Annotated in this window: 16 protein-coding genes and 1 tRNA gene; 15 read left to right on the forward strand and 2 right to left on the reverse strand. The window is 63.5% G+C overall.

All coding sequences use genetic code 11. The features are described 5' to 3' along the window. Window positions 1–325 precede the first annotated feature (325 nt). Window positions 326–763, forward strand: coding sequence for an EamA family transporter (locus NKJ06_RS30140; protein WP_352636029.1), 438 nt, complete (start codon window positions 326–328; stop codon window positions 761–763). A 73-nt stretch (window positions 764–836) separates the two neighbouring features. Here NKJ06_RS30140 and NKJ06_RS30145 read toward each other — a convergent pair whose 3' ends face one another. Then, window positions 837–1016 (reverse strand): hypothetical protein, encoded by a 180-nt coding sequence (locus tag NKJ06_RS30145; protein ID WP_352811694.1) that lies wholly within the window; start codon window positions 1014–1016, stop codon window positions 837–839. Window positions 1017–1162: 146 nt separating this feature from the next. On the opposite strand from NKJ06_RS30145, the gene rsmI reads away from it, so the two are divergent. Both rsmI and NKJ06_RS30155 read left to right on the forward strand, forming a co-directional pair. After that, a complete protein-coding gene (gene rsmI / locus NKJ06_RS30150) occupies window positions 1163–2074 on the forward strand; it encodes a 16S rRNA (cytidine(1402)-2'-O)-methyltransferase (protein ID WP_352811696.1) in 912 nt (303 codons plus the stop codon). Then, window positions 2067–2444 (forward strand): YraN family protein, encoded by a 378-nt coding sequence (locus NKJ06_RS30155; RefSeq protein ID WP_352636023.1) that lies wholly within the window; start codon window positions 2067–2069, stop codon window positions 2442–2444. The genes rsmI and NKJ06_RS30155 overlap by 8 nt, the downstream gene beginning before the upstream one ends. Before the next feature lie 142 nt (window positions 2445–2586). Here the strand turns inward: NKJ06_RS30155 and NKJ06_RS30160 are convergent, their stop codons facing one another. Continuing rightward, on the reverse strand, window positions 2587–3393 hold the full coding sequence (locus NKJ06_RS30160; protein ID WP_352636022.1) for an undecaprenyl-diphosphate phosphatase: 807 nt from the start codon (window positions 3391–3393) through the stop codon (window positions 2587–2589). A gap of 160 nt (window positions 3394–3553) precedes the next feature. On the opposite strand from NKJ06_RS30160, the gene NKJ06_RS30165 reads away from it, so the two are divergent. From NKJ06_RS30165 to NKJ06_RS30220, 12 genes are all read left to right on the forward strand, one after another. Continuing rightward, on the forward strand, window positions 3554–4246 hold the full coding sequence (locus tag NKJ06_RS30165; RefSeq protein ID WP_352636020.1) for a glutathione S-transferase family protein: 693 nt from the start codon (window positions 3554–3556) through the stop codon (window positions 4244–4246). Beyond that, window positions 4227–5381, forward strand: a complete 1155-nt coding sequence (gene queG / locus NKJ06_RS30170) for a tRNA epoxyqueuosine(34) reductase QueG (protein ID WP_352811699.1) — start codon at window positions 4227–4229, stop codon at window positions 5379–5381. The genes NKJ06_RS30165 and queG overlap by 20 nt, the downstream gene beginning before the upstream one ends. Then, entirely contained in the window at window positions 5378–6277 is a 900-nt protein-coding gene (locus tag NKJ06_RS30175) for an SDR family oxidoreductase (protein WP_352636016.1), read from the forward strand. The genes queG and NKJ06_RS30175 overlap by 4 nt, the downstream gene beginning before the upstream one ends. Window positions 6278–6342: 65 nt before the next feature. Continuing rightward, the gene (mepA, locus tag NKJ06_RS30180; protein WP_352636014.1) at window positions 6343–7437 is read left to right on the forward strand and encodes a penicillin-insensitive murein endopeptidase; all 1095 of its coding nucleotides are present in this window, start codon (window positions 6343–6345) and stop codon (window positions 7435–7437) included. A 188-nt stretch (window positions 7438–7625) separates the two neighbouring features. Continuing rightward, window positions 7626–8672 (forward strand): glucokinase, encoded by a 1047-nt coding sequence (locus tag NKJ06_RS30185; protein ID WP_352636012.1) that lies wholly within the window; start codon window positions 7626–7628, stop codon window positions 8670–8672. A 78-nt stretch (window positions 8673–8750) separates the two neighbouring features. Further along, entirely contained in the window at window positions 8751–10622 is a 1872-nt protein-coding gene (locus NKJ06_RS30190; protein ID WP_352636010.1) for an ABC transporter ATP-binding protein, read from the forward strand. Further along, window positions 10619–11461 (forward strand): 4-hydroxy-tetrahydrodipicolinate reductase, encoded by an 843-nt coding sequence (gene dapB, locus NKJ06_RS30195; protein WP_352811702.1) that lies wholly within the window; start codon window positions 10619–10621, stop codon window positions 11459–11461. Before NKJ06_RS30190 ends, dapB begins: the two co-directional genes overlap by 4 nt. Before the next feature lie 48 nt (window positions 11462–11509). Continuing rightward, the gene (locus tag NKJ06_RS30200) at window positions 11510–12130 is read left to right on the forward strand and encodes a 2,3-bisphosphoglycerate-dependent phosphoglycerate mutase (protein ID WP_023762619.1); all 621 of its coding nucleotides are present in this window, start codon (window positions 11510–11512) and stop codon (window positions 12128–12130) included. Window positions 12131–12293: 163 nt separating this feature from the next. Then, a tRNA-Leu gene (locus NKJ06_RS30205) sits at window positions 12294–12378 on the forward strand. Between the two features lie 101 nt (window positions 12379–12479). Continuing rightward, window positions 12480–13001: a DUF6538 domain-containing protein gene (locus NKJ06_RS30210; protein WP_352811704.1), complete on the forward strand. Its 522-nt coding sequence runs from the start codon at window positions 12480–12482 to the stop codon at window positions 12999–13001. A gap of 281 nt (window positions 13002–13282) precedes the next feature. Next, a complete protein-coding gene (locus NKJ06_RS30215; protein WP_352636005.1) occupies window positions 13283–13924 on the forward strand; it encodes a peroxiredoxin-like family protein in 642 nt (213 codons plus the stop codon). Between the two features lie 693 nt (window positions 13925–14617). Beyond that, window positions 14618–15476 (forward strand): VCBS domain-containing protein (locus tag NKJ06_RS30220; protein ID WP_352811706.1); only part of this gene is annotated, 859 nt, incomplete at its 3' end.

Raw genomic sequence — 15476 nt, forward strand, 5'->3', positions numbered from 1 at the left:
AGAGAGAAGACGGACAAACCCCGTTTTGCGGGGCATGCACATGCGGCATTTCGATTCACTCAAAACTTTCCCCGGACAGCCCTGCGCAAGGGGGGAGATTGGCTGTCATCCCGGCTTTCGCCAACCATCAACGTTGCAGGAACGAGCGGAGCGCTGAAGCTGCCAATCTCCCTCCTTGCGGGGGAGATGTCCGGCAGGACAGAGGGGGGTGCTGCCCCGCCGACATCTCACAGATGCCCCCAAATCTCCGAAGCCAAGGATTGAATTTCTGAAGGCACGCGTTTCACGGTATCTGGGTTGAGACCCAATCCGCGAGGCCATCCGCATGAACCTGACCGTATCCTCCTGGCAATTCTGGGCACTGCTGTCAGCTGTGTTCGCAGCGCTGACCGCGATCTTCGCCAAGGTCGGCATCGAGAACATCAATTCCGATTTCGCCACCTTCATCCGCACGATCATCATCCTGGTCGTGCTCGGTGCGATCCTGCTGGCCAGCGGCCAGTTCCAGTCGCCGGCGACGATCTCGGGAAAGACTTGGGCTTTCCTCGGTCTGTCCGGTCTGGCGACCGGAGCCTCGTGGCTCTGCTACTTCCGCGCCCTGAAGATCGGCAATGCGGCGCAGGTGGCGCCGATCGACAAGCTAAGCGTCGTGCTTGTGGCGGTGTTTGGCGCGGTCTTTCTCGGCGAGCGACTCACCGGAGCGAACTGGCTTGGCATCGCCCTTATCGCGGCGGGCGCGGTGCTGGTCGCCTATCGGGGGTAGAGGCACGCTGTTGCGGGCGCTTTTTGTTTCAAGACGGGTGATGAAGATATCGAAGCGATTGGGCATCGTCCGGTCAGTGCTCCGTCGTGCTGTCGGGTTTGTTGTCGGAAAGCCTGACGTTCGCAGGCAAGGCGGCCTGCTTGATCAGGCTGGCGTCGGTCTTGGCAGGAAAGCGCTTGTCCCTGCGTGCGGCAACGCGGTTACGGTCGGCATAATAGGGCTCGAAAGCGTCCTGTATCTTCAGGCTGTCCATCCTGTCCTCCTCGGGAATCAGGGGGTAAATCTGCCATAGCCGGTTTCGTTCCCTACTGTGGCAAAGGAATGGCGGGGGAGACACAACGTCAGCTTTTGCAAGCTCGCGCCAGCCGTGCCAAACAGAGCTGAATGGAGAAGGCATCAGTGACCGGCGAGACGGGCAAGCGCAGCTATGTGGTCGGTCAGACCGAGATCGCGGCCCGGCCGCTCGAGCCGGCGCTCTATCTGGTGGCGACGCCGATCGGCAATCTCGCCGATATCACGCTGCGCGCGCTGGAGACGCTGGCCGCCGCCGACATCGTCGCTTGCGAGGACACGCGGGTGTCGCGCGTGCTGCTCGAGCGCTACGCCATCCGCCGCCGCACCACGGCCTATCACGAGCATAATGCCGGCGAGGCCGGGCCCAAACTGATCGCGGCTCTCCAGGCAGGACAGAGCGTGGCGCTGATCTCCGATGCCGGCACGCCGCTGGTGTCCGATCCGGGCTACCGGCTGGTCGGCGAGGCGCTCGACCATGGCATTCGCGTCGTGCCGATCCCCGGTCCGTCGGCGCCGCTCGCGGCCTTGACCGCATCCGGCCTGCCGTCGGACGCCTTCCTGTTCGCTGGATTCTTGCCTGTGAAGACCGGACAGCGGCTGACGCGGCTGGAAGCGCTGAAGGCCGTCCCGGCGACGCTGATCTTCTTCGAATCGCCGCGCCGGCTGGCCGAATCCCTCGGCGCCATGGTCGAAGCGCTCGGCGGCGAGCGGAGAGCCGCTATCGGCCGCGAATTGACCAAGACCTTCGAGGAGATGCGCACCGGCACGCTGCAGGCGTTGGCCGACCATTATGCGGCGGCCGATACGCCGAAGGGCGAGATCGTCGTCTGTATCGGTCCGGCCGAGGCCAAGGCCGAAGAGCCGGCCGATATCGACCGCCTGCTTTTGTCGCTCGCCGCCGAGATGCCGGCCTCCAAGGCGGCGGCGGAAGCCGCAAAAATGACCGGCGGCCAGAAACAGGCGCTTTACCGGCGGCTGCTGGAACTCAGGGATGCCGCTGGAGAAGGCGGTGGCTGAGCGCCCGAGCGTCAGCCGGCAAAAAGCCTATCGGCGCGGCCATCGCGGCGAATGGCTGGCGGCGGCAGCACTGATGCTCAAGGGTTATCGTATCCTCGCGCGCCGCCATCGCACGCGTTTCGGCGAGATCGACCTGATCGCGCGGCGCGGCGACCTCGTGCTGTTCGTCGAGGTCAAGGCACGGCGCACGCTGATGGAAGCCATGGAGGCGATCGGCCATGAATCGGAGCGCCGCATCGAGGGTGCGGCCGACATCTGGCTGTCGCGCCAGTCCGATTATGGAAAATTGTCGATGCGCTTCGACATGGTCGCTGTGCTGCCCTGGCGCTGGCCGGTGCATGTCGAGAATGCGTTTTATGGAAGGAGTTGAGGGGCTTACCCTCCCCCTTGTGGGGAGGGTCGGCGCGCCGGCGACGCGACGCGGCGTGGGCGAACCGGGGCGGGGGCATGGCGCCGACCCCCACCCCGATCCGCTTTGCGGATCGACCCTCCCCACAAAAGGGAGGGTAAGCTCACCCCCAGATCATCAACGCCACCAGCCCGACACCACCCACCACCAACCGCCACCAGCCGAACAGCGAGTAGCCGTTGCGCGAGACGTAATCGAGCAGGAAGCGCACGACGATCAGCGCCGTGACGAAGGCGGCGACGAAGCCGACGGCTATGATCGGCAGGTCGGCGCTGCTCAGCACGTTGCGGTTCTTGAACAGGTCGAAGGCAAAGGCGCCGACCATGGTCGGGATCGCAAGGAAGAAAGAAAATTCCGCCGCCGCCCGCTTGTCGACGCCAAGTAGCAGCGCGCCGACGATCGTCGATCCCGAGCGCGAGGTGCCGGGGATCAGCGACAGGCACTGGAAAAGCCCGATCTGCAGGTAAAGCCGGGTCGGAAACCGCTCGACGTCGCGGTAGACCGGTTTGAGGTTCATGCGGTCCACCACCAGCAGCACGACGCCGCCGATGATCAGCATGATGCAGATCAGCCTCGGTGATTCGAACAGCACAGTCTTGATGAAATCATGCGCCAGCGCGCCGATGATCGCCGCCGGCAGGAAAGCGATGAGGATGCCGATGGCGAAATGCCGTGTCAGCCGGTCATGCGGCAGGTCGAGCAGCATTTGCCACAGCCGGCGGAAATAGACGCTTAGGATCGCCAGTATGGCGCCGAGCTGGATCAGGATCTCGAAGGCCTTGCCGGTCGAATGGAAGCCGAGGAAATGGCCGGCGAGCAGGATATGGCCGGTCGACGACACCGGGATGAACTCGGTCAGTCCCTCCAGCAGGCCGAGCAGCAGGGCTTCGACGATGGTTTGGCTTTCCATGGCTACCTCGGCATTGGCGTGACGGCTGACAGAACGGCTTGCTTGTCATGGCGTGCAAGTCCCCCTATAGGTCGCAACACCCTGACGGCCCGCTAACCGGGCGGCCAAGACTTACCGGTGCGCCCTGCGATTCGCCAGTGCGCTTTATTATCGCGGAACCATGCTGACGCTTTTCCACCATCCCATGTTCGCCACCTGTCGCTTCGTCCGCCTCGCTTTCGGCGAGTATGGCGAGGAGTTGGCTCTGATCGAGGAAAAGCCGTGGACCCGGCGCAAGGAGTTCCTGGCGCTGAACCCGGCCGGCACACTGCCAATCCTGCTGGCCGAAGGCGACGTGCCCATCATCGGCGCAACGGTGATATCGGAATATCTCGATGAAACGCGCGGTGTCTTGAAGCGCGACAAGCGGCTGTTCGCCGAAGATCCGATGCAGCGTGCCGAAATCCGCCGGCTGATCGACTGGTACCTCAACAAGGCCGAAAGCGAAATCACCCGCCATCTGGTGCGCGAACGCGTGCTGAAGCCGGTGATGCCGGAAACCGCGGGCGGCGGCTCGCCCGATTCAGGTGCGATCCGTGCGGCGCGCGCCAACATCCGCCAGCACATGAAATACACCAACTGGCTGGCCGGCACCCGCCATTGGCTGGCCGGCTCCAGGGTTACCTATGCCGATCTAGCCGCCGCCGCGACGCTGTCAGTGCTCGATTATCTCGGCGAGATCGACTGGCGCGAACACCCTGCTGCGCGCGAATGGTACACGCGGGTCAAGTCGCGCCCCTCCTTCCGGCCGCTTTTGACTGACCGCGTGCGCGGCCTGTCACCGGTGTCGCACTATGCGGACCTCGACTTCTGACGCCGCAAAACTGCGCGCGCTGATCGACGCGGAGGCGCGTCGCGCCGGCTTCGATGCCGTCGCCGTCACCTCTCCCGATGCGATACCGCTGGCGCCGGCTCGTCTGGCCGAATTCGTCGCCGACGGCTTTCACGGCTCGATGGACTGGATCGCCGAGACACTGCCACGTCGCGGCGCGCCGACGGTGCTGTGGCCACAGGTGCGCTCGATCATCGTGTTGGCGATGAATTACGGCCCCGACCATGATCCGCGCGGCGTGCTGGCCAAGGGCGACCGGGGCGCCATCTCGGTCTATGCGCAAAACCGCGACTATCATGAGGTGATGAAGGGGCGGCTGAAGGAAATCGCCGGCAAGATCGTCGCCCGTGCCGGCGGCGACGTGAAGGTGTTCGTCGACACCGCACCGGTGATGGAAAAGCCGCTGGCCGAGGCCGCAGGTCTCGGTTGGCAAGGCAAGCACACCAATCTGGTCAGCCGTGAGCATGGCTCCTGGCTGTTTCTCGGCACCATCTTCACCACCGCCGAGCTCGTGCCCGACCGGGCCGAAATCGATCATTGCGGCTCCTGCCGCGCCTGCCTCGACGTGTGCCCGACCGATGCGTTCCCGGCGCCCTACCGGCTCGATGCGCGGCGCTGTATTTCGTACCTCACCATCGAGAACAAGGGGCCGATCCCGCACGAATTCCGCGAGAAGATCGGCAACCGCATCTATGGCTGCGACGATTGTTTGGCCGCTTGCCCGTGGAACAAGTTCGCCCGGGCTGCTTCCGAAGCAAAACTCGCCGCCCGAGACGATCTGCGCGAGCCGCCGCTCGACGACCTGTTGCGATTGGACGACGCCGCATTCCGCGCCTTCTTCTCCGGTTCGCCTATAAAACGCATCGGCCGTGATCGTTTCATCCGCAACGTGCTGATCGCCGCCGGCAATTCCGGCGATGCCTCGCTTGCCGGCACGGTGCGTGCGCTGCTCAGCGACGCCTCGCCGCTGGTGCGGGGCGCGGCAATATGGGCGCTGGCGCGGCTGGTGCCCGATGCCGAATACTCCGAACGGGCCGCTATCGGCCTGAAAACCGAGAGCGACGAAGCCGTACGCGACGAATGGCGTCTGGCGCGGCCAAACAGGGCGCATGCATGAGCGAAAAGCAAATCTTCATCTTCGGCGCCGGCTATTCCGGCAAGGCTTTTGCCCGCGCCAACAAAAGTGCCGCAGGGATTTTCGGTACGACGCGGTCACCGGACAAATTCGAGGCGCTGCGCCAGGCCGGCATCGCACCGCTGCTGTTCGACGGCGCGCTGACCGAGGAAATCGGTGATGCGCTGGGAGAAACAACGCATCTGGTGATTTCGGTCGCTCCGGAAGAGGCCGGCGATCCCGTTCTAAATGCCGCGCGAGAGGCAATCGCTCAAATGCCGGCGCTCGAATGGATCGGCTATCTCTCAACCGTTGGCGTCTATGGCAACTACGACGGCGCGTGGGTCGATGAAACCGCTGAGTGCCGGCCGGTCTCGAAGCGCTCGGTGATGCGGGTGGCGGCCGAACAGGACTGGCTGCAATTGGGCACGGACATTGGCCGGCCGGTGGCGATCCTGCGCCTGTCCGGCATTTACGGGCCGGGCCGCAACGCCATGGTCAATCTGGAAAACGGCACCGCAAGGCGGCTAGTCAAGCCGGATCAGGTGTTCAACCGCATCCATTGCGACGACATTGCTGGTGCGCTGTGGCAGCTGATCGAAGGAAACACAGGCGGCATCTTCAACGTCACCGACGATCTACCGGCGCCGCCGCAGGACGTCGTCGCCTATGCCGCTTCGCTGATGGGTGTCACCCCGCCGCCTGAAATTCCTTTCGACGCCGCCCAACTTTCGCCCATGGCGCGGTCCTTCTATGGCGAGAACAAGCGTGTCGCCAACAAGGCGATCAAGGCGGCGGGCTATTACCTTCGCTTTCCGGACTACCGCGCCGCCTTCGACCATATGTGGGCAAGCGGCGACTGGCGCGACGGCGAGCCGCGCAGCCCGATGAAGCGCTGACGATCGATGGCGCGAGCGCGGCGTGCTATGATTCGGCCTTGGGATTGCGGTGGGGAACCGGTTTCATGAAAACAGCGATGCGGCTATCTCTCGGTAAAAAATCATTGCTGGCAGCCGCGCTCGGCCTGTTTGCCATTGTTGGGTTCGCCACGCAGCCTGCGAGCGCCGAGGAACGGGCAAAAGACCTGTTCGGCGCCAAGAAACTGCCGGCGGCGACATCAGCGCAGTCGATCGGCTTCTATTCCAAGGGCTGTTTTGCCGGCGGCGTCGCCATTCCCATGGACGGTCCGACCTGGGAAGTGATGCGGCCGTCACGCAACCGCCGCTGGGGCCATCCGGCGATGATCGCGGTGATCGAGCAATTGTCGCGCGACGCAGCGGCTGATGGTTGGCCCGGCTTGCTGATCGGCGACATTTCGCAGCCGCGCGGCGGCCCGATGATGACCGGCCATGCCTCGCACCAGATCGGGCTCGACGCCGACATCTGGCTGACGCCGATGCCCAGCCACCCGCTGTCGATGGCGCAGCGCGAAACCAAGAGCGCCACCTTGATGGTCGACGAGAAGACGCATCTGGTGAGGGACGCGCTATGGACGCCGGCGCATACAAGGCTTCTCAAGCGTGCGGCGAGCTACAGCCAAGTCGAGCGCATCCTGGTCAATCCGGGTATCAAGAAAAAGCTCTGTGACACCGTCACGGGCGACCGCAGCTGGCTGCGCAAGATCAGGCCGTTCTGGGGTCACGACTATCATTTCCACATGCGCATCGGCTGCCAGCCGGGATCGCCGGGCTGCAAGGCGCAGGAAGCGACGCCGGACGATGATGGCTGCGGCAAGCCGCTGGCCTGGTGGTTTACCGAGGAGCCCTGGCGGCCCAACAAGAACCCGGATGCACCGAAGGCCCGCGACCTGATGACGATGGCGAACCTGCCCCAGGAATGCCGCGCCGTGCTCGACGCGCCGGGGCCGGCCTCAGCCGAGGCCGCGACCTATCATGGCGGCAGCGTGCCGGTGGCGGTTGCCGCGCCCGAACCCGAAGCGCCATCCCAGCCGGCAACCGCAGCCTCCGGCGCCCCTGCTTTGCCGGCTTCGATGAACGCGTTCACCGCAACCCCGGAGATCGGCATCCCGCTGCCGCGGCCACGGCCGCCAGGGAACTGAGGTCGCCGCGCTTGTCGGTGGCCTCAACTGGTTAAGAGTCTTGATGTTTGCGAAACAGTGGCCGTTTGGCCGCAGCGCCGGCCTCAGCGCGCCGCCGGGTTTGAAAACCGTTTCCCTTTTCAAACTCATGCGCTAGTCAACGGGGGAACGGTTAGATGCCGTCAGGGGCGCCGGGGACGGACGAGAGCATGCCAGGCACAGATGACGACGATACTTTGTTGCGGTTTCCGATCCTGATCGGCGACATCGGCGGCACCAATGCGCGCTTTTCGATCGTGCTCGACGCCAATTCCGAGGCCGGCGAGCCGACCATCGTCCAGACGGCCAACTACAACACCATCGACGAGGCGATCCAGGCGGCCGTGCTCGACCGCTCGTCGGTCCGCCCCAATTCGGCGGTGCTGGCGGTGGCCGGCCCGGTCGACGGCGACGAGATCGAACTCACCAACTGCCCGTGGATCGTCAAGCCGAGAAAAATGTTCGCCAATTTGGGCTTGAGCGACATCGTCGTGCTCAACGATTTCGAGGCGCAGGCGCTGGCCGTCGTCGCGCTCGGCGAGGAGCATATGGAAAAGATCGGCGGCGGCACGCCGGAACTCAATGCCGGGCGCGTGGTGCTCGGTCCGGGAACCGGGCTCGGCGTCGCCGGGCTGGTCTATGCGCTGCGCCACTGGATTCCGGTGCCCGGCGAGGGCGGCCATATGGACATCGGCCCGCGCACACCGCGCGATTTCGAAGTTTTCCCGCATATCGAGAAGATCGATGGCCGCATTTCGGGCGAGCAGATTCTGTGCGGACGCGGCCTCGTCAACGTCTACCGGGCGGTGGCCAAGGCGGACGGCAAGCCGTCGCCCTTCACCACGCCGGCCGAGGTCACCGGCGCGGCGCTGGCCAAGACCGATCCGGTCGCCGAAGAAGCGCTGGAGACCTTCGTCACCTGCCTTGGGCGCACCGCCGGTGATCTCGCACTGGTGTTCATGAGCCGCGGCGGCGTGTTCCTCACCGGCGGCATCGCGCAAAAGATCGTGCCGGCGCTGAAAGCCGGCAATTTCCGCGCCGCCTTCGAGGACAAGGCGCCGCACAGCGCGCTGATGCGGACCATGCCGGTCTATGTCATCACCCACCCGCTGGCCGCACTCCTGGGCCTTGCCGCCTATGCCCGCAACCCCTCGCTGTTCGGCGTCCAGACGGAGGGCCGCCGCTGGCGCGACGAAGTTAGTCAGCCCAAGGCATAGGCAAGCCGGCTCCTTGGCGTTAAGAGGGATGCCGAATTGCCCGGCCGCGGGAAGCGGAAACCTACGAAGCGCTCCGATTTGACATTTCAGCCCCCCAATTTGTCGAAACCCCGTGCGGGCGAGATCGTGGCGGTCATCCGCCGCATTCTCCAGGAAAACGGCCGCGAATATCGGGGCGCGTATATCTTCACGATCCTCTGCCTGTTGACCGTGTCGGCGACGACGGCGCTTGCCGCCTGGATCATGAGCCCGGTCGTCAATCAGATCTTCTATGAACGGCGCGGCGACCTGATCCCATGGATTTGCGCGGCGCTGCTCGGCGCTTTCATCCTGCGCGGCCTTGCCGGCTACGGCCAGGCGGTGACGATGGCCAGGATCGGCAACAATCTGGTGGCGCGCTACCAGCAGCGCATCTTCAACCATCTGATGAAGCTCGGCGTCTCCTTCTTCAACGACACGAGGTCAGGGCGGCTGGCCGCGCAGGTCAACGAGAACGTCAACGGCATTCGCGACCTTCTGTCGATGACGGTGACCTCGACGGCACGCGACGCCGTTTCGCTGGTCGGCCTGGTCGGCGTCATGATCTACCAGGACCCGGTGCTCTCGCTGAGCTCGCTGCTGATCGGGCCGCCGCTGATCTGGACCGTCACCTACCTGATGCGCCGGGTGCGGCGCATCACCCGCGAATCGGTGCAGATCAACTCGCGGCTGATCGGCGCCATGCAGGAGGCGACGCAAGGCATCGCCATCGTCAAGGCCTTCACCATGGAGGACGAGCTGTCGCGCAGGATCAGCAAGCTCGCCGAGGATGCGGAACAGCGGTCGAACAAGATCGCTCGCGTCTCCGAGCGGCTGACGCCGGTTTCCGAACTGCTGGCCGGCATCGCCTTCGCCAGCGTCATCGCCTATTCCGGCTACCGGGCCACCGTTCTCGGCCAGCCGCCCGGCGCGGTGTTTTCCTTCATCACGGCGCTGACGCTCGCCTATGATCCCGCCCGCCGGCTGGCGCGCATGCAGGTCGGCATGGAGCGCGCGCTGGTCAATGCGCGCATGATCTACGAGCTTCTCGACATCGAGCCGCAGCAGAGTGACGCTGCTGGCGCCGCCGAGGCGAAGTTCACCTCCGGCGAAGTGCGCTTCGACAGCGTCTCCTTCCGCTATGTCGAAGAGGCGCCGGTCCTGCACGATCTGAGCTTCACCGCCGCCGCCGGCAAGGTGACCGCGATTGTCGGCGCTTCGGGCGCCGGCAAGACGACATTGGTGGCGCTGCTGCAGCGCTTCTATGACGTCGAGGCGGGCACGATCGAGATCGACGGCCAGGACATCTCGAAGGTCACCAAACAGTCGCTGCGCGGCTCCATCGCCTATGTGTCGCAGCAGCCTTACCTGTTCGAAGGCACCATTCGCGACAACATCCGCTACGGCCGGCTGGGTGCCACCGATGCCGAGATCGAACAGGCCGCACAACAGGCCGCGGCCGACGATTTCATCCGCCAGCAGCCGCAGGGCTATGATACGCCGGTTGGAGAGAATGGCGTGACGCTGTCGGGCGGCCAGCGCCAGCGCGTATCGATTGCACGCGCCATCGTGCGCCAGGCGCCGATCCTTTTGCTCGACGAGGCGACATCGGCGCTCGACAACGAAGCCGAAGCCCGCGTTCAGCAGGCGCTCACCCAGGTCATGGAAGGGCGCACCACCATCGTCATCGCGCACCGGCTGTCGACGGTGGTCAACGCCGACCACATCATCGTCATGGAACAGGGCAGGCTGGTCGAGGAGGGCACGCACGCCTCGCTGATGGCCGATCCGCACAGCGTCTATGCCCGCTTCCACCGCATCCAGGGCGTCAAGGGCCTGGGGCTCGTCGACGACAGCGCATCGATCCAGACTTCGGCCCAAGGCCCAATTCGCAACATCGAGACGCAGAGCATCGCAGGGAGCACGACATGAGCGAGATATCAGCAACCGACAGACCGGCAAATGATATGGGCCTGGTGGTGGTGGGTGCTGCCGGCCGCATGGGCCAGACACTCATCCGCGCCATCCACACCATTCCAGGCGCGCGGGTCATCGGCGCCATCGAGCGCGAGGGCTCACCCCATCTGGGCAAGGATGCCGGTGAACTCGCTGGCGTCGGCCGCATCGATGTGGCGATCGATAATGATCCGCTACCCGTCTTCGCCAGGGCCGATGGCGTGCTCGATTTCACTACCCCGGCCTCATCAGTCGAATTCGCCGGCTACGCGGCGCAGGCGCGCATCGTCCATGTCATCGGCACGACCGGTTGCTCGGCCGAAGACAATGCTGGAATAGCGGCGGCGGCGCGCCATGCGACGATCGTCAAATCGGGCAATATGAGCCTCGGCGTCAATCTTCTGGCGGTGCTGGTCGAACAGGCGGCGCGCGCGCTCGATGCCGAGGATTTCGACATCGAGATCCTCGAAATGCACCACAGGCACAAGGTGGACGCGCCGTCGGGCACCGCGCTGCTGCTCGGCGAGGCTGCCGCCGCCGGGCGCGGCATCGCGTTGGCCGGCAATGATGTGCGCGTCCGCGATGGCCACACCGGCGTGCGCAAGACGGGCTCGATCGGCTTTGCCACGCTGCGCGGCGGCTCAGTGGTCGGCGATCACAGCGTGCTGCTGGCCGGCACCGGCGAGCGCATTACGCTGTCGCACCACGCCGAGGACCGCGCCATCTTCGCCCGCGGCGCCGTCAAGGCAGCGCTCTGGGCGCGCGGCAAGAAGCCGGGATTGTATTCGATGCGGGACGTGCTCGGCCTCGGCTGAGCGACCAATCCGCCAACTTGCCAATCTGCCAACCCGAAGGGAGCAAACATGTCGAGAACCCTCGTGCTCGTGCGCCACGGCCAGAGCGAATGGAACCTGAAGAACCTGTTCACCGGCTGGCGCGACGTCGACCTGACCGAGCAGGGCCACGCCGAGGCCAAGGCCGCCGGCCAGAAACTCAAGGCGCGCGGGCTGAAATTCGACATCGCCTTCACCTCGGCGCTGATCCGGGCCCAAAAAACCTGCCAGCACGTTCTCGACGCGGTCGGCCAGAGCGATCTGAAAACCATCCGCGACCAGGCACTGAACGAGCGCGATTATGGCGATCTCTCCGGCCTCAACAAGGACGACGCCCGCAAGAAATGGGGCGAGGAGCAGGTGCATGTCTGGCGCCGTTCCTACGACGTGGCGCCGCCCGCCGGCGAAAGCCTGAAGGACACCGGCGCCCGCGTCTGGCCCTATTACCTTCACGATCTGCAGCCGCATGTGCTGCGCGGCGGCACGGTGCTGGTCGCCGCGCACGGCAACTCGCTGCGCGCGCTGATAATGGCGCTGGACGGCAAGTCGGGCGAGGAGATCGTCAAGCTGGAGCTCGGCACCGGGGTGCCGGTCATCTACCAGCTCAACGCCGATTCGACCGTGGCGTCCAAGGAAGTGCTGGAGGGCTGACAGTCGTTCAGCCGGCAAGCGGCCCGGCGGTTCTTGATCGGGCATGATCTCTGGATAAACGAAAACCGTTTGTCCGAGAAAACCGGTTCCCGCTTTTCGGCATCATGCTTTGAAAAAAGCGCGTTGACACACATCGCTTGCCCGCTTACATGAGCCCGCACCAGCCCAGATGGCGGAATTGGTAGACGCGCACGGTTCAGGTCCGTGTTCCGCAAGGAGTGGAGGTTCGAGTCCTCTTCTGGGCACCATCACACGCTAAGCGTTTGATGGTGAAACGTTTTTGATGTCGTTCGGCAATTTGGCCCAGTTGTAACAGTCGCTGTTATAGGTGGGGCATATTGCTGAGGGAATGATGTTGCGGGACGGCACGTTTTATTGCCGTGCCTGGGTGCCGACAGACGTGGCGCCTACCTTCGGCGGAACGCTGGTTGTGACCTCGTTGCGCACAAAAGATCTGAAAATCGCGAAATACAGGCTTGCCCGAAAGACTGTCGAATTGGAGGACCAGTTCGAACGTGTTCGATCGGAAAGAGACACAGCGAATCACATTTCGGTTTTGCAGCGGACCGAGGGTGACTTTTTCGCGCTGGCGAAACGGTACGGCGTAGAGGTAGCCGAGCGCGAAATCGTTGCGCAGGCGAATTTCTTCGACCAGGCGTCCAGCGATCCCAAAAGGCTCTGGAGCGGCGATCTCATCATCTTGCCGACGGCTGCCGACTATGGACATGGCGAAACAGACGCTTTCACCCACTTTGATCGTCTTGTTGCCGAGGGCGATCTCGGCGTTGGGATCGCATATCTGCAGCGGTTTCGTGTGCGCAGGCGTATCGGTGACCTAACCAGGATGCGTGCAACGGGGCAACCTGGCTGAGTTTTCGACCATCGCTGATCGCCTTTGCCCAGGATTGGATGGAAGTCAAAGGTTCGTGTTCGCGCGACTGCTTCTGACCGAAGAGCTTCGTACGGCTCGCGAAACGGGCGACCCGCAAAGGCTTTTTCGTGTTATGATGCACTTACAACGCGCGTAATCTCGACCTCGGCAATATGGCAAGGTCGAAATGGCAAGGTCGAAGGCAATTTTTGTCCTGGTGTCCCCCAGCACACTCAACTCCGGATGGCTGGGTGTGCTTATCCGGGGCGAGGAGGTTGTCCATGTCCACGAGTGATGTTGAACGCCCGCTGCGGCCGGGCGACCGGGCGCCGAATATTATTCTCGATGCGATCTCCCGCGAAGGCAAAATCGCGCTCGCTGATTTTCGAGGTCGTAGCCCGTTGTTGATCGGCTTGTTTCGAGGTCTGCACTGTGCGTTCTGCCGGCGCAATGTCGCGGCAATGGCGCAACTCAAGCCGGCCCTGGGTGAGAAAGGCGTCGAATGCCTGGCGGTCGTCAATACGCCGGTAGAGCGGGCACGGCTGTATTTCCGTTACCATCCGGCACCCGATCTTCTCGCCGCGTCCGACCCGGAGCGGGCCTCGCACCGTGCTTTCGGTTTGCGCGAGGTCGGGATGGACAAGGTCATGGGGATCCGTATCGATCTCCCGGGTGAGTTGCCCGAGCCTATGGATCCCATGGCAATGGACGAGTTTCTCAACAAGAAGGAGGGGTATGAGATTACGGAAGCCGATCAGCAGATGATGGCTTCCGCTAAGGAGCTGCTTGTTGGTCAGTTTCTCATCGACCGAGGGGGCATTGTGCGCTGGAGCTTCACTGAAGTTCTGGAGGATGGCCTCAATACCTTCAAGGCGCCGAATCCGGAGGAATTGATGTCAGCGGCTTCCGAAGTTGCACACTAATGGGCTGCGAAATAGGCGGCTGACAACTCGCTCGACGACCGCGCCCTTCCCGATCACTACCGGGGAAAGGCCTCCTGGGTCAAAACCTGAAGATCGTGGATGACCGCTTCGCGCCTATCTCGGTCGTTCAGAGTATTTTGGCCTCTGTCCAAAAGCAGATATTATCCAGGGAAGCTGTAGGTCGACGTTGTGCCAGCTCATGTGTGCAGGCCGCGGGCGACTACGGTGCGGTGTTCAGCCTAAGAACTTATCCGCTCGGCTGCCACACCATATGGTCGACCCAAAGGCCATTGTCGGGCTGTGGCTCCTTTATCTACAACTATTAACTGTTTTGCAAACTTCCCGTTGACGCTTCCGCTCTGCTAGAGTTAATAATCTCCTAATATAAGCGTCTTCTAAAATTTGTGGTCGCCAACCATAGAGTTAGACGATGCAATTGGGGTAGGGGACGAAGCGCGACGATCAATGTCGTCGCAGCCAGCACCATCGAGTTAGCATTCGTCTGTGAGCCGCCAGCTTAAGCGCGCTGTTCGTAGCGCGGCGGTCTTTTGGATGATGCGCTGGCAATCCACTTCCACCCCGGTTTGTGCGCCGATCGTGCGATGATTGCTCCGACAGGGAGCAGTTGGGTCTCTCAAGGCGGTCAATAAACAGGCGTAGGGGCGTCTGTGGTTGAACAACAGGGGGTTGAAAATGGCTACTCAGGTCACCGGTGCCGGCGGCACCACGACGTCTTTCTCCAACACGCCGCAGGCGGGTGACGACCTGTTCACCAGCAGCTTTACCGGGCTCACCGAGGATAATTTACAAACCGTTATCCTGAACGTGATGGCCAACGATCTCGGCGGGAACGCCAAGACCCTCTGGTCGGTCGATAACGGTATCAACGATACAGGCGCGATGAGTGGATACATCGCCGGTGATTTGTTGACTCAAGACTTGGGGCGCGCTGAAGCCACCAGCACCGACACGAGTTATAACGGCGCGAAGATCTGGATTACGTCCGACGGAAAAGTTGGATACGACGCTTCGACATTGTCGGCGGCTTTCAAGGCGCAGTTACAGGGCTTGAATGCGGGGCAATACCTGACTGACACCTTCATCTACTCGATCCGGCTCGGCAATGGAACGCTCAGCTGGGCGACCGCGAAGGTAGAATTTGCCGGCACCAACGACGCGGCGGTGATCACCGGCACGTCGACGGCGAACCTGACCGAGACCAATGCGGCGCAGAACACCGGCGGCACCTTGAGCGCCACCGACGTGGACAGCTCGAACGCCTTCGTGATGCAGAGCGGCGCGGCCGGCAACAACGGCTACGGCACGTTCTCGATCGACGCGGCCGGGGTGTGGACCTACACCATGAACGACGCCCACGACGAATTCGTGGGCGGCACGACCTACACCGACAGCATCACGGTGGCGACCGCCGACGGCACCACGCAGGTGATCACCGTCAGCATCCTGGGCACCAACGACGCGGCGGTGATCACCGGCACGTCGACGGCGAACCTGACCGAGACCAATGCGGCGCAGAACACCGGCGGCACCT

It is taken from the genome of Mesorhizobium sp. M0293 (assembly GCF_040321735.1).
GTDB lineage: Bacteria > Pseudomonadota > Alphaproteobacteria > Rhizobiales > Rhizobiaceae > Mesorhizobium.

Coding starts and splice junctions, on each gene's coding strand:
- NKJ06_RS30140 (WP_352636029.1), top strand. CDS start 326: ATGAACCTGACCGTATCCTCCTGGCAATTCTGGGCACTGCTGTCAGCT.
- NKJ06_RS30145 (WP_352811694.1), bottom strand. CDS start 1,016: ATGGACAGCCTGAAGATACAGGACGCTTTCGAGCCCTATTATGCCGAC.
- NKJ06_RS30160 (WP_352636022.1), bottom strand. CDS start 3,393: ATGGAAAGCCAAACCATCGTCGAAGCCCTGCTGCTCGGCCTGCTGGAG.
- NKJ06_RS30165 (WP_352636020.1), top strand. CDS start 3,554: ATGCTGACGCTTTTCCACCATCCCATGTTCGCCACCTGTCGCTTCGTC.
- queG (WP_352811699.1), top strand. CDS start 4,227: ATGCGGACCTCGACTTCTGACGCCGCAAAACTGCGCGCGCTGATCGAC.
- NKJ06_RS30175 (WP_352636016.1), top strand. CDS start 5,378: ATGAGCGAAAAGCAAATCTTCATCTTCGGCGCCGGCTATTCCGGCAAG.
- mepA (WP_352636014.1), top strand. CDS start 6,343: ATGAAAACAGCGATGCGGCTATCTCTCGGTAAAAAATCATTGCTGGCA.
- NKJ06_RS30185 (WP_352636012.1), top strand. CDS start 7,626: ATGCCAGGCACAGATGACGACGATACTTTGTTGCGGTTTCCGATCCTG.
- dapB (WP_352811702.1), top strand. CDS start 10,619: ATGAGCGAGATATCAGCAACCGACAGACCGGCAAATGATATGGGCCTG.
- NKJ06_RS30200 (WP_023762619.1), top strand. CDS start 11,510: ATGTCGAGAACCCTCGTGCTCGTGCGCCACGGCCAGAGCGAATGGAAC.
- NKJ06_RS30210 (WP_352811704.1), top strand. CDS start 12,480: ATGATGTTGCGGGACGGCACGTTTTATTGCCGTGCCTGGGTGCCGACA.
- NKJ06_RS30215 (WP_352636005.1), top strand. CDS start 13,283: ATGTCCACGAGTGATGTTGAACGCCCGCTGCGGCCGGGCGACCGGGCG.